The organism is Caldicellulosiruptor hydrothermalis 108, from assembly GCF_000166355.1.
Classification (GTDB): Bacteria; Bacillota; Thermoanaerobacteria; order Caldicellulosiruptorales; family Caldicellulosiruptoraceae; genus Caldicellulosiruptor; species Caldicellulosiruptor hydrothermalis.
Map to the genome: position 1 here is coordinate 2,385,001 of NC_014652.1, position 25,884 is coordinate 2,410,884.

Consider the following 25,884-nt stretch of genomic DNA (forward strand, 5'->3'; position numbering starts at 1 on the left):
TTAAAATAATAGACAAACATGGCTATATTCGCAAGAAAAACAGTTTTTAACTGTCTGTGCCTTTTTATAAGTTTCAATTTCACCAAGTTTATGAATCCCTTCTTTTAGTCCACTTAAAATCTCTTGAGTTAGCTTATCCAAAGACTCATTTGTCTTTTCATGAATCACAAATCGCGGTTTTTCAAAAAGATATATAGCAGCAACTTTGTCCAGCTCAAAGATGCAATTAGCAATCCAAATCTTATCAATTTCTTTTTCGGATGAAACTTTTGTTTTTACAAAACCGCATATTTCTTGGTTATCAATTTTCACAACAAAATTAGGAAAGAGTTGAAGTTCAACTCCTTCAAACATCTTTCTTATTACAAATACCTTGTCTTTAATATTTTGAGGAATAAACTCTATAACCCCGTATTCATTCATTTTCTCAACAATTTCAAGAGATATTTGCAAAATATCTAATGCTGCAAATTTTTTAACTGATTCGTTGTGCGTATAGCGAATATTTGAAAGCAAAAAATCAAGTGTTTCCTGCGGTGTTTTTGAAGAAAGTATCTTTTGAATACATGAAAACAAAAGCTGCAGGTTCGAAATAAAATGCTTTTCTTCTTTCTCCTTCTCATCAACACCAAATTTTTTGAAGGCAAATTTTAAAGGACAGCTCTGATATTCAATTAGCTCTCTGTCTTTTATTCTATTAATTTGCGGAATATTATTGCACGTGCAAGTTTTTTCAAAACTTTTCTCATTTGAATTTTTTAAAAATTTATATTCTCTATATGTCAGTTGATTATCACTTGGTATATAGCCCCTATAAATTGAAACTTCTTTAATATCTTCTAACTCCAAAAATGGGCTTTTGTCAACTTGTGTTTGATAATAACGTGGATATGACATATATATATTATAAGAGTTTATAATACTTCTAAAATATATAAGGTCTTTTTGGAATATGTAGTCAAAATCTTTTATCTCATCAAGCATGAGCTCTTCTTTTAATCTCATGTTCATCAAAAATCCCTCAGACCTTGAACGCGGTAAAATATCGTCCGAAAGCCCAATTAGATAGACCTTTTGAAAACAGCCACCTAAAGCATCCTGAAGACTTATAACGTCAATTCCATTTAAGATATTAATCGATGTATCAACCATCTTTTGAGAAAGAATAGTCTTAAAAATATCTAAAAATTCTTCAAAAGTAAATTCAGAGTCAAACTCTTTAAAATCTTCTTTGCTTTTTTTGAAAATCTCATTTAAATAATAAAATGCTTTCACAAATTCAATGTCATTTACAAATTCTGCATGCTTTGTTACACCTAATTTTTCAAAAACCTTTCTTGTATTTTCAAACCAGCTATTAAACGATTTTGGTAACTTATCATATTCATTTTTTATTCTCTTGAGTCTATTAAAAACCCTCCAAATTTTAGTGAGGTTTTCAATCACATCGTCAAAGGCATACAGATTAGCAAAAAACTCTAACTCTTCAAGAACTATTTCTATTTGCTCAAGTTCTAAAATGCTAACATTTTTTATCTTAGAAAACAAAATCTCAAAGTCTGCCTTTTCTGTGTTCAAAAATCTATGCGATATTATCCGTTCAAAATTCTTTTTATCAAATTCTCCACCTAAAAACTCTAAAAGCTCTAAAGCAAATTTTATAAATCCAAATTCTATAAGACTTTTCTGACAGCTCAAGTTTACAGGTAACATCTCCTCGGAAAAAGTCTGCATAAGAGCATCTTTATATCTTTCCACACTTGGCACAACAACGGCTATCTTGTCAAAATCTATTTTCTTTTCAGCTATATCTTTTTTGATTTCTTTTACAAGAGCGTTTATTTCAAGGATTATATTTGGATAAGAAAATACTTTAAGCTCAGGATATTCCAAATTTAAACCCCATCTTGAATTTTTCTCTTCCATATCAAACACCATGTCAAATCCAAGCGATTCTAAAAACTTGGCAGTCTCTTTGCAAATCTCAATATCATCAAAAAACGGCATAAAAACTTCTATATCAGTTATTTTCTCTGCGATAAGCTTTAGTATTCTTTTTTGGTCGCATCTAAAATCTGGGAAAAATGCTATCTTGGCAGCACTATAGTTTTTAAGTTCAAGTCTGTGTTCTTCAAAAAATTTTATAGCCAAATCCTGAAGGTAGGAAAAGTTCACAAGGTTGTTTTGGGCAAGGTATTCCTTGTATTTTCCAAAAAGTTCTTTTAAAAAACTATAATTATCAGCTACTTCAAAAGTTTTTTGCGAATATTCTTTCGACTCCAAAAACATTAAATTCAAAAGGTATATGACCTGATTTGTAAACTCGTATGTCAAAACATCTTCAAAACTTGTCTTTCCTTTGAAAATGCTTTTGAGAAGTTGAAATATAATTAAAACTTCTTGATCCCTTGTGATTACCTTCCGTGTCTTTAGCACCTCATTTTTGCCAGGGGTTATTAAATCATCAAATGTAAATATATCAATATCAAAAAGAACTCCGTTTTTTTCAACAAGCTTTTCTTTGAGCTTATTTATAACAAATCGACGCGGAAGAATTATAAGTTCATCAGGCTTTGCATCATCAAGAAGGCTTAAATTAAGTTTTTGTAAAAGGTATGCTTTTTTCATTTTTGAGGTTCTCCTCTCAAGGAAAGATTAAAAAATAGCATGTTATATTGAGAAAATTATACTATATTTTTCTATTGAAAGTCAAAAAATAAAAGGCTACTTGTGCAGCCTTTCCATTTTTGTAATTTCTCTCTTTAATATCTAAAATTCCTAATTATCTCCACAGCCATCTCATATTTTTCGAACGGTGGCATGATGTAGATGCCACTTACCATGTGTTTTATTCTGTCAACTATCTCACAGGCAATCTCTACTCCCTCTTTTGCAGGTTCCTTGGAACTGCGCATTCTCTCGCGGATTTTGTCTGGTATTGTGATTCCTGGCACTTCATTGTGCAAAAACTCGGCATGGCGAGAGGACCTAAGCGGCAAAATTCCACCCAAAATTGGTGGCAGGGTAAAGTCAACCTTTTCTAAAAACCTCTCCAGTGTTTCTGCATCGTAAATTGGCTGTGTTTCGATAAAGTGCGCCCCATTTTCAATCTTGTGCTTGAGCTTTTCTATCTCTTTTCCCAAATCATCTGCGTTAAGATTCAGCGCAACACCTATTGTAAAGTTTGTTGCCTTGCCAATGGGATTGCCCATGTAATCTGTACCGTTATTTAGCCTACTCAGAATTAAAACAAGACCTTCAGAGTTAACATCAAACACTGGTTTTGCCTGTGGATGGTCGCCAATTGATGGTGGGTCACCTGTGAGCGCCAACACATTTTTAACTCCAAGTGCTGCTGCACCCAGAAGCTCTGACTGAAGAGAGATAAGGTTCCTATCCCTGCATGTAAAGTGCAGTATTGACTCCATACCCAGCTCTTCTTTGAGTATATGAGCAAGAGCAATTGGAGAGATTCTGACCCTTGCCATTGGAGAGTCTGCAATGTTTACTGTGTCTGCTCCGGCCTCTTTTAAAAGCTTCACACCCTCTTTTGTCTTTTCAAGCTCAATTCCTTTGGGTGGACTTATCTCAACTGTAAAGATAAATTTTTTGCCAAGCTTTTGAGAAAGCTCAGATGGAGTGTCTTTTAAAACTGCTTTCTGTTCTTCTTTTCTCTCACTCACTTCAACTTCTATGCTGGGTGAAAACTCTTTTACTTTTTCTTTTATAGCCTTTATATGTTCAGGAGTTGTTCCGCAGCATCCACCAACAACTTTTGCACCAAGCTTTATATATTCAGGAACAAATGATGCAAAATACTTAGCTGATGTTGAAAAAATAAGCCTTCCCTGCACAAGCTGGGGATACCCTGCATTCGGCTGGACAGAAAATGGACCTTTTAAATGTTGGGAGAATATCTTCAAAGCCTCTAAAGTCTTTTGAGGACCATTGCCGCAGTTAAGTCCCACAACATCTGCATCTGTGGATTTCAAAAATTCTATTACCCTGTAGATATCTTCCCCATATATTGTGCTCAGATCTTTGGTAAAGGAAAATTGAATTATATATGGAATTTTATCATTTAGCTCCTTCAAAGCTTCAATTGCGATTTGAACCTCATGTGTTGATGCAGCTGTCTCAAAGATTATTGCATCAACCCCTTCGTCCAAAAGAAAATAAAGCTGTCTTTTGTACACCTCTTTTGCTCGTCTAGCATCTATCTCAAAACCACTTCCAACTGGTTTCCCAAGCGGTCCAACACTGCCTATGACATAAACTTTATTTTCTGCTGCCTCTTTTGCAATCCTGACAGCACTTCTGTTTATCCTCTCAACCTCGTTTTCAAACCCAAAAACTTTGAGCTTGCACTCATTTGCACCAAACGTGTTAGTTTCAATGCTACTTGCGCCTGCCAAAATATAGTCTGTGTGAATTTGCTTTACAAGCTCAGGTCTTGTTACATTTGCCCACTCAAGTGGAAAGTCCAGCGAAAATCCTCTGTTCAAAAGCTCTGTGCCCATTGCACCGTCAAAAATTACGGTAGACTGCTCTTTTAAAAACTCTCTAAAGCTTTTCTTCAACTTGCAACCTCCTCATCTTATTCTTAAATCAGCACTTTGACTGCGCTTTTGCCGTGCATGCTTGATACTGCCCCATATACGCCAAAGTAATACCTTTCAATAACATCTATATGAGACTTTGTTTCTATATTAAAAATATAAGGTTTTTTAGAAAAATCCTGAGATTCTATTAAAAATTCTTTTAAAACCTCAGGCTCTACATTCTCATCAATATCAACAAATATTGCATCCTCTTCAAGCCCTGCAAGTTCAAAGACAGCTTCTGCTGAGAAATCATTTGTGAGCTTGAATTCATATACGCTAAATTTTTGAGAAATATCAAGCAAGGAATAAATTGATGTTATAAACTTCTTCTGTATGCTACTTTCAAATGAAACCTCTTTTCCTTTTAAAACCTTTGATATTGCTCTGATATACTCAGGGTTTGTGCCACAGCACCCACCATAGAGCCTGACTCCATTTTCAACAAACTCATCTGCCAAATTTACAAACTCAGGAATGCAGCTTTCATACACAGTCTTGCCATCAAGTACCTTGGGCAGCCCTGCGTTTGGCTTTACTGAAAGCGGAACAAACGAAAAACCTTGCATCTGCTTTATAACTTCTAAAAGATGCATCGCACCACCAGAGCAGTTAGCACCAACAATGTCACAGCCAATTAAACTGAAATAGTATGCTGCAACCTCTGGAGGGGTTCCCATCAAAAGCCTCTTGTTTTGTTCAAACGTAAAAGACACCAAACAGGGTATATCTTTATTCAACTCTTCTTTTGCCTTTTTATATGCAAAAAACGCAGCCTTTGCTTCTTTTATGTCAGACATGGTTTCAATCGAAACAAAATCTGCTCCCGCTTGAATTCCACTCAAAATCTGTTCGTAAAATATTCTTTCTGCCTCATCAAAGCTAAGATCACCTGAAGGGATAAAAAGCCTGCCTGTTGGTCCAACAGAGAGCCCAACATACCCGCTATACTCTTTTGCAACCTCTTTTGCAAGCTTGACCGCCCATTTGTTTATATTCTCAACCTCATTTTCAAGTCCATATTTCTTGAGCTTTTCTCTGTTTGCGCCAAAGGTGTTTGTCTCAACACAGTCAGAGCCAGCTTCAAAGTACTGCTTGTGAATAGACGAAACTACATCCTGTCGTGATACCGACCACAAATCAGGACATTCATCTTCTGTCAAGCCATTTTGAATAAGCTGAGTGCCCATCGCCCCATCAAAAATCAAAACTCTTCTATAAAGCTCATCTTTTAGCAATGCCAATACCATCCTCTCTTTTAAATTTTAAAAAATAGCCTTTTGCAAAAACGCTCAAGATGAGCGTTATCAAGCTTTACATAGAATCAAAAAAGACTGGTCACCCTCCTCATAATTGTAGTAAAATATGATTATATAAAACAAATTTTCTACTATGAGGAGGGTTCCAAAATGTTCAACACCAAACCTAAACAACTTTCTTTCATAGACCTATTCTCCCACCTAAAGGCTTCGGCTCTCTACAAGCCTGAAAGCCTCTTGGGCTTGTTCAATAAATTCATTGACTTGTCACATTATATACCTTCTTCTTTCTACAATGCCTACTACAAATATTTCGGTAAGCATAGATACTTCTCTTTAGAATCTATGCTTTGTTGCTTCCTCGTCCAAAAATTGCTCAAACTCAATACTTTAACTCAGCTTCGTGCTGTCTTACTCAACTCATTCGAACTTCGCTCATTTTGTAATCTTCATGGCAATGTCCCTTCTATCTCTACTCTCTCTCGCTTTAGAAAAATATTTGCAAGTGAAATCCATAAACTTTTTCAAAATATCTCTATCCATGCACATAATATTTCCATCCAACAATGCCCTCAAGATTCTTCAATCTTAATCTTCGACACAACAGGTATTGTCCCAAAGGTTCGTGAAAACAATCCTAAATTCATTCATCTACTGCTGAAAAATACCTCAAAAGCTAACCCTGAACTTCCCTCTGAAAAAGTCTACTCTCTCGTTTATTCTTCTTTGCCTAAAACTGCTAACGCTAATTCTAACATCCGTCTTATGTTTGTAAATGGCCATTTCTGCTGGGCTTTAAAATTTGCAGTCATTACCAACGCTCTCGGTATCCCTTTAGCTTTAGTACCTCTGTTTAACTATGATTCCCCTTCCTCTGACCCACAAGAAGCAAAAGCTATCTCCGACTCTAAAGGTTTAATTCCTTCGCTCGAAACTTTATTCTCTTATATCCCCAAAAATTTCTCCACTTTCATCGCCGACAGTGCTTTGGATTCCCACAACATATACTCCACTTTAAAAAATACCTTTAACTTCTCCAAAATCGTTATTCCACTAAATACAAGAGCTTCTAAAAATACTACACCTACATCAGACCCCAATATCGTTATTTCTGAAGATGGTATCCCTATCTGCAAAAAGTTCAACAAACCTTTTAAACCCGAAGGCAAATGTCAGGGTAAAAATCGCTCTTTGCGCCTTAAATGGACTTGCCCTATGTCACAATACAAAGATGGCAAACGCATCTGCTCTTGCCCTCAGCCTTGTACTACCTCTAAATCGGGTAGAATGTTCTATACATACCCAGATAACTTTCGCTCTTTCCCAGGTATCAACAGAAATTCACAAGAGTTTTTTGACCTCTACAAAAAACGTGTCGCTGTAGAGCAGACTATTTACCACCTGAAATCCTACATGGGCTCTGATACTATCTCTACTTATGACCATATTTCTATTTTCTCTGATTTCTTGCTATCTGCCATTACTTTCTCGCTCTTGTTTATTCTCGCTCACAATATCAAACTCTATTGCTCTAAATTGACTATCAAAAAACTTAACAAGCTCAAAAAACTTATCGCTTAATACTACTATTTTTTAAATCTATTTCTTACAAAAAATTTCTGGTTTTGTTTTTACTTAACCTTCTAAAACAAGGAGTTAAGAAGGCTTAGGATATTATTGTCTTTTTTGAAGTTGTTAATTTTTGTCATATGTTTGTTGCTGATTATTTTTGTTGGTATTGATAATATTTGGTTTTCACTTCTCTTTTCTTTTTGTATCTTGATTGTATTTCATGTTAGTATTGGTGCCTTTTACCTTCAATCACCACCTATTTTGCAAACGCCTAAAATTTTAAAAAAAGCTGCTTAAAAAAATTAAGCAGCCCCTCCAAAATACTTATTCATTGTTATCTTCACTATTTTCTCTTTGGCTTTCTTTTTTTGTTTCTTGCTGGGTAATTTCATCAGCAACCTGCTCACTGAAATCTGACTGAATAAGCTTCAAAACAGCTTCCAGTGCTTCTTTCTCATCCTCACCCTCTGTAATAATTGTCACTTCATCGCCATAGTCCACCATAAGTGACATCAAACCCATTATGCTCTTTGCGTTAGCTCTTTTTTCATCTTTTTCTATTAAAATTAGGGACTTGAACTTACTTGCAACCTGGACAAGCAGGGCTGCAGCTCTTGAGGAGATCCCCTGAGAATTTTCAATCTTCATGTGAAGGCTTTGCATATACTATTCCTCCTTTTCTAAGTTCCTCGGCAATTTTATCTATTTTCCTCAGCCTATGATTGACACCAGATTTGCCAAGAGGCTTTTTGAGCATACTTCCAAGTTCTTTCAAAGAGGCATCCTTGTATTTTATTCTAAGGCGTGCTATCTCTTGCAGATTCTGTGGAAGGCTGTCAATACCAATTGTTCTTTCGATAAACTCAATATTCTCAATATGCCTCATAGAGGCATTTATGGTCTTCTCTAAATTAGCTGTTTCACAATTGACAAGACGGTTGACATTGTTTCTGAGCTCTTTTACTATGCGAATATTTTCAAGCTCTAAAAGTGAAGAATGTGCTCCAATTATGTTTAAAAAGTCTACTATCTGTTCACCTTCTTTTAAGTATACTACATAATGAGACTTTCTTTCAACAATTTTTGCCTCAAACTCAAAACTCTTTAAAACCTTCTGCAAAAACTCCGCATCATCCTTTGTTTTCACATCAAACTCCAAATGATACATCTTCTCAGGGTTTGTAATAGAACCGCACGACAAAAATGTTGCCTGCAAAAAAGCCTTTCTGCAACATTTTTTCTTCACAAGCTCCTCTTTTAGCGAAAAACTGAGGTGATACTCTTTCGCACCTTTCCTGACAAAATGAAGGTCTTTTAAAATTCTCAAGTTGTCATTGCTTGGAGGCAGAAAGATGGTGTAAACATAGTTTTTCTGCAACTTACTGTTTTTCTTAATGCTAACCTCACAGTGTTTTGAAAACCCGTTTTTCATGAGAAGGAAAAAAGACCTTGCAGTCTGGGCGTTTTCAAATGAGGTTTTAAACGAAAATGTCCCATCAAGCTCATATATGCTCCCTGTGAATTTCAAAAACGCTGCAGCTGCAGCTTTTACGCAGCAGGAATTTTGAGAAAGCTTTTTGCTCACCTCTGCTTTTGCAGCCGATGAAAAAGACATTTTGGTTACCTCCAAAAAGAAAGCTTCTTTGCTGCGCTTCAGCTCTTAAACGGTTTACTAAAATTTTTCAATCTCAGATACCCTAACCTGTACTCATGGATCACATCCTTGCCATAGATGATGTTGCTCACAACCCTTGCAAGCTTTGCTGAGTTGTGACGAATAAGCCCGTCATGTACGCTCAAAAGTCCTTCTTCCACAACTTTATATCCCTTTTCGATAGTTTTCTTGTCAGCAAAAACAGGCTGTGCACCATCTTCCCTGTATCTTTCAAGCACATCTGGAGGAATTGGCTGGTTGTTCACAATCACAATGTCAAAAATCTTTCCGCCGCAATGTCTCTCTATTGCCTCAATATGGTCGCACAGTAGATATCCGTCTGTCTCACCCGGCTGTGTCATGATGTTTGCAATGTAAATCTTTTTTGCTCTGCTTTTCTTTATACTATCAACAACCTCCTTGAACACAAGATTTGGCATTATGCTTGTATAAAGACTTCCTGGTCCAATTATTATCACATCCGCCCTTTCAATCTCATCCAGAACTTCAGAATATGGTTTTGCATCAGATGGAGTTATAAAAACTCTTTTTATAGGTAGTTTAGAACTTTTCACCTCTTCAGGAATTTTTGACTCGCCAACAACTACCCTGCCGTCTTCAAGCTCAGCACAAAGATTGATATTGTCAAGAGTCACAGGCAAAACTTTCCCACGAACAGCTAAAACCTCGCTCATGAGCTTTACCGCTTTTTCAAAACTCCCTGCAATTCCTGTCATTGCAGCTAAGAACAGGTTGCCAAAACTCTGCCCTTTAAGGCTTCCTTCCTTGAACCTGTAATTCAAAAGCTTTTGCATAATCTCTTCTGTGTTTGCCAAAGCTAAGATGCAGTTTCTTATATCACCCGGTGGAAGCATGCCAAGGTCTTCTCTGAGCTTTCCTGAACCCCCTCCATCGTCTGCAACAGTTACAACTGCTGTGATGTTTGCAGTGAGGTTTTTTAACCCCCTGAGCATTGTAGAAAGTCCTGTACCACCACCGATTGCAACAATCCTTGGCCCTTTTTCCAAAAACCCTTTTGAATATATAGCATCAAATATGGTCTTCTGACTTATTCTGTATGGTAAGCTCTTGTTCAAAAGCCTTATAAACCCCTTTGTTAAACCCATCAGCGAAATCAAAAAAACTCCAATTCCTAAAACAAATAACCCTATGCGAAAAGAAAAGCGAAGTTCCACCGAAACATTAAAAATATCAATGCTTTTTGCTAACGAAGCTGAGATTAAAATAACACTAAGTAGCATCAATAAAATCCATCTTTTTATATAAATACCTGGCTTTAGAAAATCAAATATCATTGGCATGTCACCCTTTTATATCTTTCTCTATATCTCTATGAAATATTGAAACTTTATATCCCTGGTTTTCAATAGTCTTTTTAAGCTCTTCAGCCACTGTGACAGATCGGTGCTTGCCACCAGTACAGCCAATGGCAATTACAAGCTGCCCTTTCCCTTCTTCTGCATAATTTGGTATTAAAAATAAAATCAGGTCAAAAAGTTTTTGCAAGAATTCTTTTGTAACATCCCACCTTAAAACATATTCTTTTACCTCAGGGTCTTTGCCTGTTCTGTGCTTGAGAGTGTCCACATAAAATGGATTTGGGATGAACCTCACATCAAAAACAAGGTCAGCATCAAGCGGAAGTCCGTATTTGAACCCAAACGACATAATAGTGATTAGCATTGCCTCTTTTGACTTTTGCTGAACAAAAATCTCAAAGAGTTTCTCTTTTAAATCCTTTGGCAAAAGCGTTGATGTATCAATCACAAAGTCAGCATACCTTTTTATATCCTCAAGCTTTTCTCTTTCCTTTTGAATGGCTTCTAAAATGCTGCCGTCACCCTCATGACTTAAAGGATGTTTTCGCCTTGTCTCTTTGTACCGTTTTATAAGAACCTCATCATGGGCATCTAAAAAGAGGAGTTTAAAGTTACGGTCATCCTTTTTCAGCTCCTGAAGAACATCTTTGAAGTCATCAAAAAGTTCACCACCACGAATGTCTACAACCGCAGCAATCCTTGAAATCTTCTCTTTTGTTGCACTTGCAAGCTCAGCAATCTTGGGTAAAAACTGTGGTGGTAGGTTGTCTATACAAAAAAATCCCATGTCTTCAAATGCCCTTATTGCCAAGCTCTTGCCAGCCCCAGACATACCAGTTATTATTACTATCTCCAATAAAACCACCCTTTTTCATCTTCTATTTTGGACATTTTCGGGCACAAAAAGCGGTGTTTCAAACTCGCCTATGAACTGAATCTCAGGTTCAAGCAAAATTCCAAATTTTTCGTACACAGTCTTCTGAGCAAGATAGATGAGCTTTCTCACATCCTCAGCTTTAGCATCTCCTAAGTTTATGATAAACCCTGCATGTTTTTCTGATATACACGCATCACCTATTCTATATCCTTTCAAGCCTGCATCTTCAATAAGCTTTCCTGCATAGTTGTTTGGCGGTCTTTTAAACACAGAACCTGCACTCGGATAAGAAAGAGGCTGTTTTTCTCGCCGTCTTTTTGAAAATTCATTTGCTTTTTGCAAAGGGGATATATCTTCTTTGTCGGCAAACTTGAGGCAAAATGCTGCTCTGAGAAGCACCATTTTTTCTTCTTTCAGTCGGCTGTGCCTGTATGAAAACCTCATATCTGCCCTACCAAGTTCTACTGGGTTCAAGTTCTCATCCAAAACCTCTGCCCATTCAAAAACATCTTTTATCTCGCCATCGTATGCACCAGCGTTCATGTACACAGCACCACCGACAGTGCCAGGAATTCCTACCGCAAACTCAAAACCTTTTAGACCTGCTTCGCACGCTTTTCTTGCAACCTGAGAGAGCATAGCTCCACACTCTGCTTCAATCACATTTCCATCTATCTTAAAAAAGTCTATCTTAACTGTAGCGATTATCGTACCATCAAAACCTTTGTCAGAGACAAGAATATTTGAGCAGTTTCCAACAACAACGTGGTTTATCGCTTTATCTTTTGCTAAAGTCAATACCTTGACAAGCTCCTCGGTACTTTTGGGAAATATTATATATCTTGCTTTTCCACCTATCTTGAATGTTGTTAGGTCTTTTAGCGGATGGTCTTTTAGAAACTCAATACCTGAATTTTTTAAATACATTTCAAATTCCATTTTTCTAATCACCTTAAAAGCTTCTGTTTCAAATTTTATTATATTATATTTAAACAAAAAATTTAATTGTTTTTTACCTCAACTGCCTCAATTTCACCTTCCCATGGCTTAAGTAACACAGAAAATAAGCTTTTTAGAGCTTTGGTGCTCCCATTTTCAAAAAGCCACAAATCTTCATGCTCCTTTTTCAGTATTACAGGCATGCGGTTGTGAATATGCTTTATTTCTTCTGCCGGCTCTGTTGTGAGGATGACAAAACCATCTACAAGTATCCCACCTTCAAGCTCAATTCTTTTGTAAAGCCCTGCCATGTAAAAGACATTGCAATCTTTGGGTTTTATGAAAAACTTTTGTTTTTTGCTGCCATCTTTCTTCCACTCAAAAAAGCCCTGAGCAGGAATCAGACACCTGTTTGATATTATGCTGGAAAACAGAGGCTTTTCCAGGATGGTCTCAGCCCTTGCATTTATTATGACCTCTTTCTTGTTTTGAAGAGGCAATCCCCATCTTAAAATCTCAGCTTCTCTTTGAAAGTCCTTTGACACAATTGATGCAGCAAACTCTGTAGGAAATATCTCACCCGATTTCATTTTCTGTAAAAGGGGGCTTCCTTCATATTTTTGAGAAATCTCATCTAAGATTTTTTTAATCTCTTCAATGTTCTCATCAAGATTCAAAAAGTATCTCCCGCACACAAAAATCAGCCTCCAAAGACCAGCTTTAGCTCTTCATACATATCCTTTATTGAACCATATATCAAATTTGGCTTCAAAGGCGAAACCTCAACATCTTCCATCCTTGTCTCACCAGACAGCACCAGAACAGCAACCATGCCGCTATCCTTTGCCATTTTTATGTCTGTGTAAAGCCTGTCTCCTATCATCGCAATCCTGCTTTTTTCAACCTTTTTGAGGTTCGAGATTATATCAACCATTATGGAAGAAGGTTTTCCAACAAATACAGGTTTTTTCTTTGTTGCATTCTCAAGCATGATGCAGATAGACCCGCAATCTGGAATATATCTTCCACCATCTAAAGGACAGACAAGGTCCGGGTTTGTTGCCAAAAAAGGAACTCCTCTTCTTATAAGCTCACATGCATCTAAAAGTTTCTTGTAGGTAAGAGAAATGTCAAACCCCACAACAAGATAGTCTATATTGTAATTTGGACTGTCAACAACAAAGATGCCCATCGACTTTAGCTCTCTTTTTAATGATGATGTGCCAACAACATATACTCTCGGTGGTTTTTCTTTTTTGTGGATTGTTTTGATATAAATTCCCATTGCCTGACCTGAAGTAAATACGTTTTCTTTTGTAATTTCAAAGCCCATGTTCAAAAGCTTTGAATAGTACTCTTCTGAACTTTTTGATGAATTGTTTGTCAAAAACAGAAAGTCTTTTTGATTTTCCTTCAAGAGTTTAATAAACTCTCTTGCACCTTCAAATACCCTTTTACCAAGATACACTGTGCCGTCCAAGTCAAGCAGGAAAAGGTCTATGTTTTTTAGAATGTTGCTATTCTTCATTTGCAAGCTTCCCCTTTTTCATTCTTTTGATGCTGCCAAAGCCAAAAGCCTTTTTGCAAAATCTTCATAGCATTTTTGAGCATTGAAATTCTCTTCCCATGTCTTTCTTGCAGCAAGACAAAACTTTTTATAATCTTCTTCGCTCATGGTAGCAAATCTTTCTATAAGGCTTGCAAGGTCAAAGTCTGAAAAGTTTTTGCCAAGCAGAAAACCGTTTATGTCATTTTTCACAATCTCTTTAGTTCCACCAACATCTGTTGCCACAACAGGTATTCCATACGACATTGCTTCCATAATAGAAACCGGAAGACCCTCTGACTGGCTTGTGTTTACAAACAGATTGAAGTTACTACTTGCATACAGGTTCAAAATATCCTCATTTTTCATAAAACCTAAAAATTTAAAGTGGACATTACTTTTATTGCCCAGTTTTTCTTGAGCATATGATTTTATTCTTTCCAAAAGCTCCCCATCGCCAATGTGAGTCCACGAAATTTTAACGCTGTCAATCTTCTCAAGGCTATCAACAATCCTGTCAATCCTCTTCACAGGGGCAAGCCTTGCGCAGCTGACAATTTTAAAAATCTCATCTTTTTTCTTATCAATGTTCACATTGTGTTTATTGAAAGTCCCCAAGTATGACACTTCTGCTTTGTCTGTTTGATACCTATTGTTTATATACTCAGCGCCCATCTTTGAACAGGCAAAAATCTTATCAATGTTTTCAATTATAAACTTTTTGCATGGCTGAGGATAACTCTCTTCATAAAGGTCCGAACCGTGCGCTCTTGAGACCTTCAGGGCAAAAGGCTGGTTGCAAAGTGCGGTTGATAGTGCCAAAAAGTGAAACCAGTACGAATAGAGTATTGTATCTTGGGGAAGAAGGTTGTATTCTTTTATAAGCCTTTTTATATTTGCAATTGTGATGTTTGTAAGGAAAGTCCATCTAAAAATCATCCATAGATTCAATAGCCTGTATGAAAAAGACTTTGGAGAAAATACAGCCTTGAGTGCTTCTTTTATCATAAGTCTAACAAGTTTTGGATTTAAAAGTAGAATCTCTCTTAATCCAAACCTTATATCAGCCACCTCAACCTTTGGATTTTGAATATACTGTTTCAGGTTCTTTAGCTTTTTAGGTAGCACCTTTCCCGGCCAAATCGGCACGATATAGATTTTACCAAAAAACCTTGAGAGAATATCTATTTCATTCCCCACAAACACATCTCTTTTGGGATGTGGATAGCCTATCGTGAGAAGAATCAAGTTCAAATTAAGCTTTCCCCCTTGATAAAAATTGTTTTTTATTCTTTTTTGAGTTTATCACTCAAAAGTCCAAAGCGTCAACACAACATTTCAGAAGCATAAAATAAAAAGACTCTCTTGACCTCTTGAAAATCTTCTTTTATAATGAATATATGAACAATTATTCAAATGTTCAATCTTGAAATTGAGGTGAAAAGAATTTGAAAAACCAAGAAGTATCAAAAAAAATTGATTTGTGCAGCTGCAGTGTAATCCACAATGACATTGTTCAGAAGGTGAAAGAAAGTCTTCCAAATGAAGAGACCATGTTTGACCTTTCTGAGTTTTTCAAGGTTTTTTCAGACTCAACGCGCATAAAAATCTTAAGCAGTCTCTTGGTTTCTGAGATGTGTGTATGCGACTTAGCAGCAGTCTTAGCTACATCCCAGTCGGCAATATCTCACCAGCTAAGGCTACTAAAAGCTTTCAGGTTAGTGAAGAGCAGAAAGGCTGGCAAAGTTGTGTATTATTCTCTTTCGGATGACCATGTAAAAAGTATAATTGAACTTGGTCTTGCGCATCTTAGCGAAAGCCAGTAGATGAAAGGAGGAGGCAAACTTGGCAAAAGTAAATGTAGAATTAATTTTGGAAAATCTTTCATGTGCCAATTGTGCTCAAAAGATTGAAGAAAAAGTGGCAAGGCTCTCTTTTGCAGAGGATGTTTCGCTAAATTTTGTAACAAAGAAAATCTCAGCAAAGGTTGACCAAAAGCACCACGAAACATTTGTTGAAGCAGTAAAGAAGATTGTAAACGAAATTGAACCTGAGGTAAGTGTATTAGAGGCACCAAAAGAAAAACCAATGCTGAACATGGGTGAAATCTCAGCTGTAGTAATCTCTGCTATATTTTTTGGAGCAGGACTTCTTACAAGAAAAGAAGGTTTTGCCTTAATCTTTTTCCTTTTCTCATACCTTCTTTCAGGAAAAAATGTTATCTTAAGCTTTTTCAAAAACCTCAGAAAATTTCAAGTATTTGATGAAAATTTTTTGATGACAGCGGCAACATTATCAGCTATTTTCTTAAAAGAATACCCTGAAGCAGTGTCTGTTATGCTCCTTTACAAAATTGGCCAAATTTTTGAGGATGTTGCACTAAACAAGTCAAGAAAAACCATACAGGCTCTCAAACACCTTGAAATAGAGTATGCAAACTTGAAAATTGGGAATGAAATCAGGAAAGTAAATCCAAAAGATGTTGTACCTGGTGATATAGTGGTGGTAAAACCGGGTGAAAGAGTGCCGGTTGATGGAACTGTAGTATCTGGAAAATCATTTTTGGATACATCTGCTATCACAGGCGAGTCAAAGTTTTTTGCTGCCCAGCCAAATGATAAGGTTTTAGCCGGCAGCGTGGTAGTTGACGGGTTCTTGGAAATCAAAGCTCAAAGCTTTTACAAAGATTCTTCTTTGCACAGAATAATAGAGATTGTTGAAAATGCTTCTGCCAACAAATCCAAAACAGAAAAGTTTATAACAAGGTTTGCAAAGGTATACACTCCGGCGGTAGTTGCCCTGGCAATAATATTTGCCATTTTACCGCCACTGTTATTTGACCAGCCTTTTAAACTGTGGATTTACAGGGCTGCTGTTTTCTTAATTATCTCCTGCCCTTGCAGCCTTGTTATATCTGTGCCGCTTTCATATTTTGCTTCAATTTCAAAGCTTTCTTTGAAGGGAATACTGGTAAAAGGTTCTCAATTTATAGATATTCTTGCATCAAAAATAGGTAGTTTCCTTTTTGACAAAACAGGAACAATCACAAATGGGGTTCTTTCTGTTGAAAAGATTGTACCTGTGGAAATTTCGCAGCATGAGTTTTTAAAAATTTTAATCAGCATTGAAAGTCTTTCAAACCACCCAATAGCAAAGTCTATATTAAAAGGGATTGGAAAAAATAGTATTTCTTTTTCCTCAGTACAAGAACTCAAAGAACATCCCGGCAGGGGGATAGAAGGGATTGTTGATGGCAAAAAGGTTTTGATAGGAACAAAAGAGTTTTTGCAGGAAAGTGGAGTTGAAATTAACCACAGCTCTGAAGTATCACCTGAACTTTCGTACATCTTTGTGTCATGTGATAGAAAATTCTGCGGGTATGTTGCCTTGAAAGATTCTTTGAAAGATGATGTAAAAAAGGTTTTAAATGACCTCAAAAGCTTTGGCGCAAAGATATATCTCTTGACAGGTGACAAAAAAGAAGCGGCAGAAAAAATTGCTAAAGACCTTCCGATAGATGGTATTTACTCAGAGCTTCTTCCAGAAGAAAAGGTAAAAGTGGCTGAAAAAATAAAACTTGAAAATAAAGGTTTAGGATATGTTGTATTTGTGGGTGATGGAACAAATGATTCGCCAGTACTCTCTGTGTGTGATGTTGGAATTTCATTTGCAGGCAGTGCAAGTTATCTTGCAACAACCGCAGCAGATATTGTTCTTCTTGACGAAAGGTTATCAAAGATTGTAGATTTAATAAAAGATTCAAGGTTCACAAGAAAGATTGTCATTCAAAATATCGTTCTTTCTCTCGGAATAAAATTTGCGGTGATGTTTTTAGGAGTTTTGGGAGTTGCAAATCTGTGGGAAGCAGTTGTGGCAGATAGCGGCGCAATGCTTTTAGCAGTTTTAAATTCTTTGAGAGTGCTCAAAAGATAAAAAAAGAGGTATAATATTTAAGAGGGGGTTTTGCTCTTCATATTTAGATCGCCAAAAAAGAGGTGTTTTGAGATGATAGAGATGTATGTTAAAAACGTCGCATTTTTTGAAGAAGGGGGAGGATTTGCGGTTCTTCTGTGCGACAAGAACAACAAAATGGTTCTCCCCATCTTCATAGGACCGCTTGAGGCTCAGTCAATTGCACTTGCGCTTGAAAAACAAAAGTTTCCACGCCCTCTGACGCACGACTTGATGGTTGAGATTATGCAAAAGTTTTCAATTTCCATCCATAAAGCTGTCATCACAGACATCAAAGATGGAACATACTTTGCGCAGCTTCACTTAAGAGACTACAACAATGTAATTTCTGTCATAGATTCAAGACCAAGCGATGCTATTGCGCTTGCTCTGAGAGTAAACTGCCCAATTTATATGGCTCCAAAGCTCATAGAGTTCACCTATAAGTACGAAGAGCTGATTCCTCAGTAAAAAGAGCTATTTGAGCTTAACTACCTTCCATGCGCTTCTGTCAAGTTGACGACCCAGAAATTCTGTGCGCACGCTCAAATAAAGCATGTTCGGATTTTGTAAATCTTTTTTGGGAAATACTATCTCAATCTGATTCTTTCTTCTGTACATCTTGCTATTTTGTGCTGAAAAAGCGGGGCTTGTCATGGCCTTTATTACATTCATTTTGCTGCCAGAAACCAGAACATACATCCTGCCAAGATACTTGTAATCTTCAAATGCTCTTATGTGAAGATAATACGAAATAAGTTTTTTAGCAGAACCAACCATTTTGATACCTATATAGATGTTCTTGCTGTCGTGAGCTGCAAATATCGCTTCAATGTCAGCACCTTTTTCAAAAATGAGGGACCATATGTCGTGTGTCGGCTCCTTGCTAACTAAATACTTGTCTGAAAACAGGTTATCACCCTCATATTTTTTTGCATCTCTGCTATCTAATTTTGCGAATAATTCGTTTTGACGAACAAATGCCTCCAAAAATCCTCTCATAACCTTCATCTGAGAGTGGTAGTCTGAGATTGAATTTGATTTTCTTTCTATCATATAGTCATCCAGTGGTACCTGATACCATTTTGTATCTGTAAACGCAAGCTTGAACGGAGGAACAAGATACATCTGAGGGTGTTTGCCAAAAGGAGTCGGCCAGTCCCCCCTGTGCACAAGATATTGCCACTCCTCACACTTATAATTTAGCGTCAGGATTGAAAACTTGACAAAGGCGGATGTTGCCCAGTGGTCAGGATGCTGGTCGCGTGAGTATGGGTATATGATTAAATCAGGTTCAAATGATTTTATTATGCTCTGAATATTCTTTACAACGTTTATTCCTTTGTATTCTACTCCTCTCTGATAGGAGTTTGAATATGGACTTTTGAATGTGCGTGTTAAAGGATTAAAATATCCCACCTTTGAATCAAAATATTTTTCCCATAAAAACCTCAAACCCCTATCAGGATATCCCAGGAATATTATGTCCTCCCTCCTCAAGCCCAAATCTTCAAGCGCATGGATGGTTTCATTCTGGCGAAGATAGCCAAACCTTATGTAGTCATCAGGACTTAGTCTAATCTTGCCAAAGTTCTGACCGGCTGCACGGGTAAAGCCATCTCCATTTGTCATGACAACAACTTTAATCTTGCTTCCAGCCAAAAGTGCTCTTTGTATCACACCTGCAGAAGACAAAGTTTCATCGTCACAGTGTGGTGCAAAGATGAGTATCCTTTTGTAATTTTCAACCTGAAGCTGTGGAAGCTGAGCTGAAAAAAAGTAATTTGAAATATACTCTCTTGCCAAAAACACCAAGACACTGGCAACAATCCAAATGACAAACGCGTATAAAATATACTTGCGCTTAAATCTTATCTTTTTTTCTTTTTGGGTTTTTCTGTAAACCTCACCCTTTGACACAACAAATCTAAACCTTGGCATATGCTTTTTTGCCCTACTCCTTTTTTATAGCAAAGATGCTCTTTTTTATTTTACACTATCTTTGATGTATTTTCCATTAAAATTTACCCCTAAAATCGCAAGCGGGCAGAAGCTCTTTTACTTGTAGAGCCCCTGCCCGCTTTCTATATAAAAGGAGGAAATGAACGGGGGGATTTTGAATTTATGTAAGCTTTCAAAAATAGCAGTTACAAGGGGGTTGTCCGCATTTTTCTTGCCACCTGCTGTTTACATCTATAATTATATGTTTTTTGTATACACCAATCAATACCAAAAATAAATGAACTTTTGCAAGTTTCTTTCTCTATTTTTAGCTATGTGGCTATGTGAATATTTGACCGATTTTAATAAAAATCTGCGCTTCTTTTGTATACTTTAGCCATACTCAAAAATCCTCTTGCCATCACTTATAACAGCCTAACTACCCTTTCTTAGCTTTATTCTTCATAAGCTCTAAGTTTAAAATTAACCCCCAGTTTCTGTGCAATTTTTTTGCATTCTTCTATCTCCTCTTTTGAAATTATATCCACGCACGAAACCCAAACTTCTTTTATATATTTTTTGCTCTCTTTTATAAACTCAATCACATGGTCATATATATCTTTAGCAAACGGTCTGCAAATTTCATTGTACCTTTCTTTATTCGGAGCATTGAGACTTATTGATATTCTGTCAATAAGGCCTGATAAAAGCTGTGGCACGTTCTTTTTGTGAATATAAGATGCATGACCATTTGTGTTAACCCTCAGCGGCACCGAAGTTATCTCTTTTAGCTTTTTTGCAACCTCAATTACAACATCAAGCCTGATAAGTGGCTCACCATAGCCACAAAATACTATCTCATCATATTTTTGCGGGTCTTTTATTTCAGCCAAAATCTCCTCTGCTGTTGGGTCCTTTTCAAGCCAAAGGTCGTACTCGCTACCGAGCCCTCTTTCAGTGTTTCTTATACAGAATATGCATGAGTTTGTGCATTTGTTCGTCACGTTTATATATAGCCTGTTGTCAATTGTATATGTTATCATTCCCATTTTATCTTTGTTTCATCTCCATTCTTTTTATTTTATACCAAAAAAGTTTTTGGCATTTTGTGTTGTCTTTTCAATTACTACATCTTCAGAAACCTCTTTTATTTGGGCAATCTTTTGTATCACATACTTTAAATAGGTAGAATCATTTCTTTTGCCCCTGTGGGGGTGTGGTGTGAGGTAGGGGCTATCTGTTTCCAGCATCAAAAGTTCAAGGGGGTATTCTTTTACAACCTCAACAAGCTTCTTTGCATTCTGAAAAGTGACAACACCACCAACTGAAATATAAATGCCATGTTTTCTCAAAATCCTGCTCATCTCAACGCTTCCTGAATAGCAGTGTATCAAAACTGGTATTTTGCCAATTGCATGAGCCTTTAAAATATCAAGTGTATCTTTGTGCGCTTCCCTTGAATGAACAACTATTGGAAGATTTAAAACTTTTGCAACCTCAATCTGTCTTACAAAAACATCTCTTTGAACATCCCTTGGAGAAAAATCGTAGTGGTAGTCAAGCCCAATCTCGCCAATTGCAACGTTTTTTTCAAACCTTGCAAGCTCAAAAAGCGCATCTTCAAAATCATTTGGTGCATCCTTTGCCTCGTGAGGATGAATTCCAACAGTTATATAAATGTTATCATATTTTTTTGCAATTTCAATGTTTTCTTTTGAAGACTCAATAGAAGAAGAGGATGAGATGGCAATTATATTCTCTTCTTTCAGTCTCGCCATCACATCCTCTAAATCGTTCAAAAACGCTTCATCATCATAGTGAGCATGAACATCTATGATCATTTAACCTTCGCACCCTCTTTGATGTCCTTTTCAGGGGTGATTATGCACAGCTCATCGCCAATTGACGCTGCTAAAAGCATCCCCTGCGACTCAACACCTCTTAGCTTTGCAGGCTTTAAATTTGCAACAACCACAATCTTTTTGCCAACAAGCTCATCAGGCGTGTAGTGTTTTGCAATACCTGCAACAATCTGTCTTTTCTCATCTCCTAAATCAACAATAAGCTTTAATAGCTTATCTGCACCTTCAATTTTGTGCGCTTCTAAAACTTTTGCGATTTTCAGCTCAATCTTTGCAAAATCATCTATTGTGATGTATTCTTTCTGCTCTTCATTTTTGTCATCTGCAGGCACTGCACCTTCAGGTTTTTTAACTTCTTGCTTGTTTGTATCTTCCATAGCATTTTCCTCCTTTTCAACTATTCTTGGGAAAATAGGCTCACCTCTTTGAACCTTTGTTCCCTCTGGAATTAAACCAAACTGCGAAGCACTCTCCCAAGCGGTTATATCAGGATTTTCATCTTTTGAAATTCCAAGCTGCTGTAAAATCTTTGGGGTTGTCTGTGGCATAAATGGTTCTATCAATATTGCCACAATTCTCAAAACCTCTGCTAAGTTGTACAAAACTGTTTTCAAGCGCGGATACTTAGATTTATCCCTGCCAAGCACCCACGGCATTGTCTCATCTATATACTTGTTCGCTCTTGCAATCAACTTCCAGATTTCTATCAAGGCATTTGAAAATTGAAGCTCATCAAGGCATTTGCACACTTTTTCGTATACTTCTTTTGCCAAGGTTATTAGTTCATTGTCAAGATCTTCTTTTTCTTCAGTAAGATGGATAATTCCATCAAAGTACTTTTCAATCATTGCAACTGTTCTTGACAATAAATTTCCAAGGTCGTTTGCAAGGTCACTGTTGTGCCTTGTCTTTAGAGCATCTTCTGAAAAGTGACCATCTGCACCAAACGGAATCTCTCTTAGCAAGAAATATCTTAGGCTATCAACTCCATACTTTTGCGCAAGTATTACTGGGTCCACTACATTTCCCTTTGACTTTGACATCTTGCCGCCTTCTAAAAGCAGCCAGCCATGGCCAAACACCATCTTAGGAAGAGGAAGCCCCAGTGCCATCAGCATTGCCGGCCAGATAATTGTGTGGAATCTTACAATTTCTTTTCCAACAAGGTGCACGTCTGCTGGCCAATACTTTTTAAACTTGCTGTCATCCTCGCTCATATACCCCAGTGCTGTTATATAGTTTGAAAGTGCGTCTATCCAGACATAGATCACATGCTTGGGGTCAAATGGCACAGGAATTCCCCATTTTATAGTTGTTCGCGAAACGCATACATCTTCAAGTCCTGGTTTTATAAAGTTGTTTATCATCTCGTTTGCGCGCGACTGTGGAACAATAAAATCTGGATGCTCTTCAATATACTTTACAAGTGCATCTTGGTATTTTGAGAGCCTGAAAAAGTAGCTCTCTTCCCTTGCCCTTTCAACAGGTCTGCCGCAGTCAGGGCACTTGCCATCAACAAGCTGTCTGTCAAGCCAGAAAGACTCGCACGGTGTGCAGTACCAGCCCTCATACTCACTCTTATAAATATCGCCTTGCTCATAAAGTTTTGTAAATATCTTTTGAACAACTTTTTTGTGGCGATCTTCTGTTGTTCTAATAAAGTCATCGTATGAGATGTTCATAAGCTTCCAAAGATCTTTTATTGACGCAACTATTTCATCAACATACTCTTGGGGAGTCTTGCCAACCTCTTGTGCTTTTCTTTCTATCTTCTGTCCATGCTCATCTGTGCCTGTCAGGAAAAACACGTCATATCCTCTGAGTCTTTTGTACCTTGCAATGGTATCTGCTGCAACTGTGCAGTACGTGTGACCAATATGGAGTTTCTCCGATGGATAGTATATAGGCGTTGTTATATAAAATTTTGGTTTTTCCATGAACAATTTTCCTCCCCTTTTTAAAATTCTTTCAAAATTTAGAATATATTTTTTACACCTACATCCCATAACGCTTGTGAGCAAAATCGTAAAAAAGCTCTGGAATTTTTGGTGGAAAATATGTAAAAAGCGGAAACAAAATCAGCATGATGATTAAAAGTATTACAAATGGTACTTTTTTTATCTTTCTATTTGACAATGTTATTCCAAGTGAAACAAACTGGGAGATTATTACCGCTAAAGCAAGAGTGAGTATGTCAAGAACCAAATTGTCTTTTAAAAATGCTGTGTAGGTGTAGAAGAACACCGCTGTCAAAAATGGTATCAAAAATAGTGCAACTGTCTTCCCCACAATAAAATTGTCAAACTTCTTTCCATAAATGATAAATTCAATTATGTAAAAAATCAACCCCCCGAAAAATCCAATCTTAAGATGTTCCCATACACTCTCATTTACTGCAAAAATCACAGCAGAGGCCTTTATTCTGCTGAAAAAGTCAAATCCAAAGTGAAGTAAGCTTGATATTCCAATGATTATAAATATGCCGATAATAGATGTTATTTTGGCCTTTCTCCTATAAATTCTCTTTGAGTATGAAGAAAGATAGATTTCAAACATTTTTACACCTTCTCTACTACCAAGTTTTTGTACTCACATACACAATCCACAAAGTTCTTTTTGAGACAAAGTTCAAGGTCAGCTTCAAAGCCAATCTTCTTTAAATGATTATAGTGATATGAATATTTTAATATTTCATGAGGGTCATTTTCAAATTTTTTATAAAGCACATGTGATGCAAGAGAAAGATCATCTAAAAACACATCTGAAAGATTCCCTTTAAATAAATCTACAAAATAGCCAGCACAAAGGATGTCCTCAAGTGTGAACCTCTCTTCTGTTCCTGCACACACAATTGAGATTGTGTCAATGTTATAGTGTAGAGTCTCTTTTATAATATACTCTGCAGTTTTTTTAGCATTTATAAACGAACCAAGAAAGATTCGCTTTGCAAAGGATGCTTTCTTGAGCGCTCTTGTACCGTTTGTTGTTGTCATAACCACAGTTTTGCCAAAAACAACTTCCTTTTTGTACGAAAGAGGTGAGTTGTCAAGGTCAAAACCTTCAATTTTTAAGCCGCCTCTCTCTCCTCCAAGAAGAACGCTTTCATCTAACCTCTTTAAAAGCCTCGCTTCAGAAATATCCTCAACAGGAATTATTCCTTTTGCACCATTTGAAATAGCCCAAATCATAGTAGATGTTGCCCTGAGAAGGTCAATAACAATGGCGTATGAATCTTTTAAAACCTCATCAATTACCTCTTTGTAGTGTGAAAATGTAATTATCTTCAAGATGACACCTTCTTTCTTGAAAATCATTATTCTATTAATTTGATTAATTTCTGACAATTATCTAAGAAAAATCTCTTGACATTATCCCAGTCAAGTCTAATGAACATCTTGGGCATTGCTTCATCCTCAGCATCATCAAAGTAGCAGAGACTCATAATGATATGATAAAGATTTACCATTTTGTTTGGAAATTTTTGTGGAAGAAGCTTAACAAGCTTCTCTAACTCTATTCCTGATTGGCATATACAGTACAAATCAATAAAATCTTTTTTAGAGCCTCTTGAAGAAATAGCAACTAATTTCATCACACCTATATCTATTTTTGAAGCAATTTTCAAACCTTTTATTTCAGTTGGTATTACAAGACTATCTAATAAAGGATTAGGATAATATAGCCATGTTACCCTAACTCCATCTAAAAGCATATGAAGAGTATCTTTTGCTGAGTACAATATATTTATATCGCCTACTTTTTCCAATTTATATATTATATAGTTGCTTGAAAATTCTATTGGTGAAAAAAGGCGAAGTCCTCTGAAACTCTATGTCCAAGCTGCAAAGCAAGTCCTGTCCCCCCACCTAAGTAACACTCTCCAATTACATCACTTTTTACAATCTTATTTAGAACTTTATATCTTTGATATTCTAAAACATTAAAAAACATCTTAAAGCTAACCTCCATTTTGAAATACCCCTAAAACGGAAACATCCCTTCCATCTTTTTGAAAACCTCAAAACACCTCATTTCATCCTCTTTCAAATCGAAATATAGTTGCCAAAATCTTGCAGGTTTTTTCAAAAGACTTCTGCTATTTTTTACCACATCTTTAATCTCTCCTTTTGAATATGTGCTAAATAGCCACTTTATGCAATCTTGGTCTCCAAAGTTAAGAAGGCGCGTGATGATAAATGCTTTGTGCCTCTGAATGTCTAAATCTTCAAATTCAATATCCCAAAAGAATTTTTTAAACTTTTCGGGTATTTGAGTTTGGCTGTCCATCTTAAAATCATAAGCCCCCAAAAGAGTTTGCTTTAACTTTATATATACCATACTT

24 protein-coding genes are annotated in these 25,884 nt (G+C 36.6%); 4 read left to right on the forward strand and 20 right to left on the reverse strand.

Going from position 1 to position 25,884, the window contains the following annotated elements:
- The 3 genes from CALHY_RS11640 to CALHY_RS11650 all read right to left on the reverse strand — a co-directional run bounded on the left by CALHY_RS11640 (position 1) and on the right by CALHY_RS11650 (position 5,845).
- Positions 1 to 2,628 (reverse strand): 3'-5' exonuclease, encoded by a 2,628-nt coding sequence (locus tag CALHY_RS11640; RefSeq protein WP_013404142.1) that lies wholly within the window; start codon positions 2,626 to 2,628, stop codon positions 1 to 3.
- A 134-nt stretch (positions 2,629 to 2,762) separates the two neighbouring features.
- Positions 2,763 to 4,580 carry a bifunctional homocysteine S-methyltransferase/methylenetetrahydrofolate reductase gene (locus CALHY_RS11645; RefSeq protein ID WP_013404143.1) on the reverse strand — a complete coding sequence of 606 codons (1,818 nt, stop codon included), beginning with the start codon at positions 4,578 to 4,580 and terminating at the stop codon, positions 2,763 to 2,765.
- A gap of 23 nt (positions 4,581 to 4,603) precedes the next feature.
- Positions 4,604 to 5,845, reverse strand: coding sequence for a homocysteine S-methyltransferase family protein (locus CALHY_RS11650; protein WP_013404144.1), 1,242 nt, complete (start codon positions 5,843 to 5,845; stop codon positions 4,604 to 4,606).
- 165 nt (positions 5,846 to 6,010) lie between these two features.
- Between CALHY_RS11650 and CALHY_RS11655 the strand changes: the two genes are divergently transcribed.
- Complete coding sequence (locus CALHY_RS11655; protein ID WP_013402019.1) at positions 6,011 to 7,441, forward strand: ISNCY-like element ISCahy1 family transposase; 1,431 nt, start codon at positions 6,011 to 6,013, stop codon at positions 7,439 to 7,441.
- Positions 7,442 to 7,756: 315 nt separating this feature from the next.
- On the opposite strand, the gene CALHY_RS11665 is transcribed toward CALHY_RS11655, so the two are convergent.
- The 8 genes from CALHY_RS11665 to CALHY_RS11700 form a co-directional block, all read right to left on the reverse strand.
- Positions 7,757 to 8,095: an HPr family phosphocarrier protein gene (locus CALHY_RS11665; RefSeq protein ID WP_013404145.1), complete on the reverse strand. Its 339-nt coding sequence runs from the start codon at positions 8,093 to 8,095 to the stop codon at positions 7,757 to 7,759.
- Entirely contained in the window at positions 8,070 to 9,047 is a 978-nt protein-coding gene (gene whiA / locus CALHY_RS11670; protein WP_013404146.1) for a DNA-binding protein WhiA, read from the reverse strand. Before whiA ends, CALHY_RS11665 begins: the two co-directional genes overlap by 26 nt.
- A gap of 38 nt (positions 9,048 to 9,085) precedes the next feature.
- Positions 9,086 to 10,408, reverse strand: a complete 1,323-nt coding sequence (locus CALHY_RS11675) for a gluconeogenesis factor YvcK family protein (protein WP_013404147.1) — start codon at positions 10,406 to 10,408, stop codon at positions 9,086 to 9,088.
- A 1-nt stretch (position 10,409) separates the two neighbouring features.
- Complete coding sequence (rapZ, locus tag CALHY_RS11680; RefSeq protein WP_013404148.1) at positions 10,410 to 11,282, reverse strand: RNase adapter RapZ; 873 nt, start codon at positions 11,280 to 11,282, stop codon at positions 10,410 to 10,412.
- A gap of 15 nt (positions 11,283 to 11,297) precedes the next feature.
- The gene (gene murB / locus CALHY_RS11685; RefSeq protein WP_041723210.1) at positions 11,298 to 12,242 is read right to left on the reverse strand and encodes a UDP-N-acetylmuramate dehydrogenase; all 945 of its coding nucleotides are present in this window, start codon (positions 12,240 to 12,242) and stop codon (positions 11,298 to 11,300) included.
- A gap of 62 nt (positions 12,243 to 12,304) precedes the next feature.
- Positions 12,305 to 12,937, reverse strand: coding sequence for an SOS response-associated peptidase (locus CALHY_RS11690; RefSeq protein ID WP_013404150.1), 633 nt, complete (start codon positions 12,935 to 12,937; stop codon positions 12,305 to 12,307).
- 5 nt (positions 12,938 to 12,942) lie between these two features.
- On the reverse strand, positions 12,943 to 13,770 hold the full coding sequence (locus CALHY_RS11695; protein WP_013404151.1) for an HAD-IIA family hydrolase: 828 nt from the start codon (positions 13,768 to 13,770) through the stop codon (positions 12,943 to 12,945).
- Positions 13,771 to 13,788: 18 nt separating this feature from the next.
- Entirely contained in the window at positions 13,789 to 15,042 is a 1,254-nt protein-coding gene (locus tag CALHY_RS11700) for a glycosyltransferase (protein ID WP_013404152.1), read from the reverse strand.
- Positions 15,043 to 15,236: 194 nt separating this feature from the next.
- Between CALHY_RS11700 and CALHY_RS11705 the strand changes: the two genes are divergently transcribed.
- The 3 genes from CALHY_RS11705 to CALHY_RS11715 all read left to right on the forward strand — a co-directional run bounded on the left by CALHY_RS11705 (position 15,237) and on the right by CALHY_RS11715 (position 18,210).
- Positions 15,237 to 15,614 (forward strand): ArsR/SmtB family transcription factor, encoded by a 378-nt coding sequence (locus CALHY_RS11705; protein WP_013404153.1) that lies wholly within the window; start codon positions 15,237 to 15,239, stop codon positions 15,612 to 15,614.
- A 19-nt stretch (positions 15,615 to 15,633) separates the two neighbouring features.
- Complete coding sequence (locus CALHY_RS11710) at positions 15,634 to 17,721, forward strand: heavy metal translocating P-type ATPase (RefSeq protein ID WP_013404154.1); 2,088 nt, start codon at positions 15,634 to 15,636, stop codon at positions 17,719 to 17,721.
- A gap of 72 nt (positions 17,722 to 17,793) precedes the next feature.
- Complete coding sequence (locus CALHY_RS11715) at positions 17,794 to 18,210, forward strand: bifunctional nuclease family protein (protein WP_013404155.1); 417 nt, start codon at positions 17,794 to 17,796, stop codon at positions 18,208 to 18,210.
- A gap of 6 nt (positions 18,211 to 18,216) precedes the next feature.
- Here CALHY_RS11715 and CALHY_RS11720 read toward each other — a convergent pair whose 3' ends face one another.
- The 9 genes from CALHY_RS11720 to CALHY_RS11755 all read right to left on the reverse strand — a co-directional run bounded on the left by CALHY_RS11720 (position 18,217) and on the right by CALHY_RS11755 (position 25,829).
- Positions 18,217 to 19,680: a PIG-L deacetylase family protein gene (locus tag CALHY_RS11720; protein WP_013404156.1), complete on the reverse strand. Its 1,464-nt coding sequence runs from the start codon at positions 19,678 to 19,680 to the stop codon at positions 18,217 to 18,219.
- Positions 19,681 to 20,135: 455 nt separating this feature from the next.
- The gene (locus tag CALHY_RS11725; protein WP_013404157.1) at positions 20,136 to 20,729 is read right to left on the reverse strand and encodes a TatD family nuclease-associated radical SAM protein; all 594 of its coding nucleotides are present in this window, start codon (positions 20,727 to 20,729) and stop codon (positions 20,136 to 20,138) included.
- Positions 20,730 to 20,756: 27 nt separating this feature from the next.
- Complete coding sequence (locus CALHY_RS11730) at positions 20,757 to 21,521, reverse strand: TatD family hydrolase (RefSeq protein ID WP_013404158.1); 765 nt, start codon at positions 21,519 to 21,521, stop codon at positions 20,757 to 20,759.
- Positions 21,518 to 23,479, reverse strand: coding sequence for a methionine--tRNA ligase (metG, locus tag CALHY_RS11735; protein WP_013404159.1), 1,962 nt, complete (start codon positions 23,477 to 23,479; stop codon positions 21,518 to 21,520). Before metG ends, CALHY_RS11730 begins: the two co-directional genes overlap by 4 nt.
- A 58-nt stretch (positions 23,480 to 23,537) precedes the next feature.
- The gene (locus CALHY_RS11740; RefSeq protein WP_013404160.1) at positions 23,538 to 24,098 is read right to left on the reverse strand and encodes a DUF6512 family protein; all 561 of its coding nucleotides are present in this window, start codon (positions 24,096 to 24,098) and stop codon (positions 23,538 to 23,540) included.
- Between the two features lie 2 nt (positions 24,099 to 24,100).
- Entirely contained in the window at positions 24,101 to 24,829 is a 729-nt protein-coding gene (locus CALHY_RS11745; RefSeq protein ID WP_041723473.1) for a 2-phosphosulfolactate phosphatase family protein, read from the reverse strand.
- A gap of 26 nt (positions 24,830 to 24,855) precedes the next feature.
- Entirely contained in the window at positions 24,856 to 25,281 is a 426-nt protein-coding gene (locus tag CALHY_RS11750) for a nucleotidyl transferase AbiEii/AbiGii toxin family protein (RefSeq protein WP_238524535.1), read from the reverse strand.
- Positions 25,282 to 25,337: 56 nt separating this feature from the next.
- Positions 25,338 to 25,511, reverse strand: a complete 174-nt coding sequence (locus tag CALHY_RS13945) for a hypothetical protein (protein ID WP_238524536.1) — start codon at positions 25,509 to 25,511, stop codon at positions 25,338 to 25,340.
- A 12-nt stretch (positions 25,512 to 25,523) separates the two neighbouring features.
- Positions 25,524 to 25,829: a DUF6922 domain-containing protein gene (locus CALHY_RS11755; protein ID WP_013404162.1), complete on the reverse strand. Its 306-nt coding sequence runs from the start codon at positions 25,827 to 25,829 to the stop codon at positions 25,524 to 25,526.
- Positions 25,830 to 25,884: the final 55 nt, after the last annotated feature.

Bases quoted from the DNA above. Each gene is read 5' to 3' on its own strand.
- CALHY_RS11640 (WP_013404142.1), bottom strand. From the start codon at position 2,628: ATGAAAAAAGCATACCTTTTACAAAAACTTAATTTAAGCCTTCTTGAT.
- CALHY_RS11655 (WP_013402019.1), top strand. From the start codon at position 6,011: ATGTTCAACACCAAACCTAAACAACTTTCTTTCATAGACCTATTCTCC.
- CALHY_RS11665 (WP_013404145.1), bottom strand. From the start codon at position 8,095: ATGCAAAGCCTTCACATGAAGATTGAAAATTCTCAGGGGATCTCCTCA.
- whiA (WP_013404146.1), bottom strand. From the start codon at position 9,047: ATGTCTTTTTCATCGGCTGCAAAAGCAGAGGTGAGCAAAAAGCTTTCT.
- CALHY_RS11675 (WP_013404147.1), bottom strand. From the start codon at position 10,408: ATGCCAATGATATTTGATTTTCTAAAGCCAGGTATTTATATAAAAAGA.
- murB (WP_041723210.1), bottom strand. From the start codon at position 12,242: ATGGAATTTGAAATGTATTTAAAAAATTCAGGTATTGAGTTTCTAAAA.
- CALHY_RS11695 (WP_013404151.1), bottom strand. From the start codon at position 13,770: ATGAAGAATAGCAACATTCTAAAAAACATAGACCTTTTCCTGCTTGAC.
- CALHY_RS11715 (WP_013404155.1), top strand. From the start codon at position 17,794: ATGATAGAGATGTATGTTAAAAACGTCGCATTTTTTGAAGAAGGGGGA.
- CALHY_RS11720 (WP_013404156.1), bottom strand. From the start codon at position 19,680: ATGCCAAGGTTTAGATTTGTTGTGTCAAAGGGTGAGGTTTACAGAAAA.
- CALHY_RS11725 (WP_013404157.1), bottom strand. From the start codon at position 20,729: ATGGGAATGATAACATATACAATTGACAACAGGCTATATATAAACGTG.
- CALHY_RS11730 (WP_013404158.1), bottom strand. From the start codon at position 21,521: ATGATCATAGATGTTCATGCTCACTATGATGATGAAGCGTTTTTGAAC.
- metG (WP_013404159.1), bottom strand. From the start codon at position 23,479: ATGGAAAAACCAAAATTTTATATAACAACGCCTATATACTATCCATCG.
- CALHY_RS11740 (WP_013404160.1), bottom strand. From the start codon at position 24,098: ATGTTTGAAATCTATCTTTCTTCATACTCAAAGAGAATTTATAGGAGA.
- CALHY_RS13945 (WP_238524536.1), bottom strand. From the start codon at position 25,511: ATGGAGGTTAGCTTTAAGATGTTTTTTAATGTTTTAGAATATCAAAGA.
- CALHY_RS11755 (WP_013404162.1), bottom strand. From the start codon at position 25,829: ATGGACAGCCAAACTCAAATACCCGAAAAGTTTAAAAAATTCTTTTGG.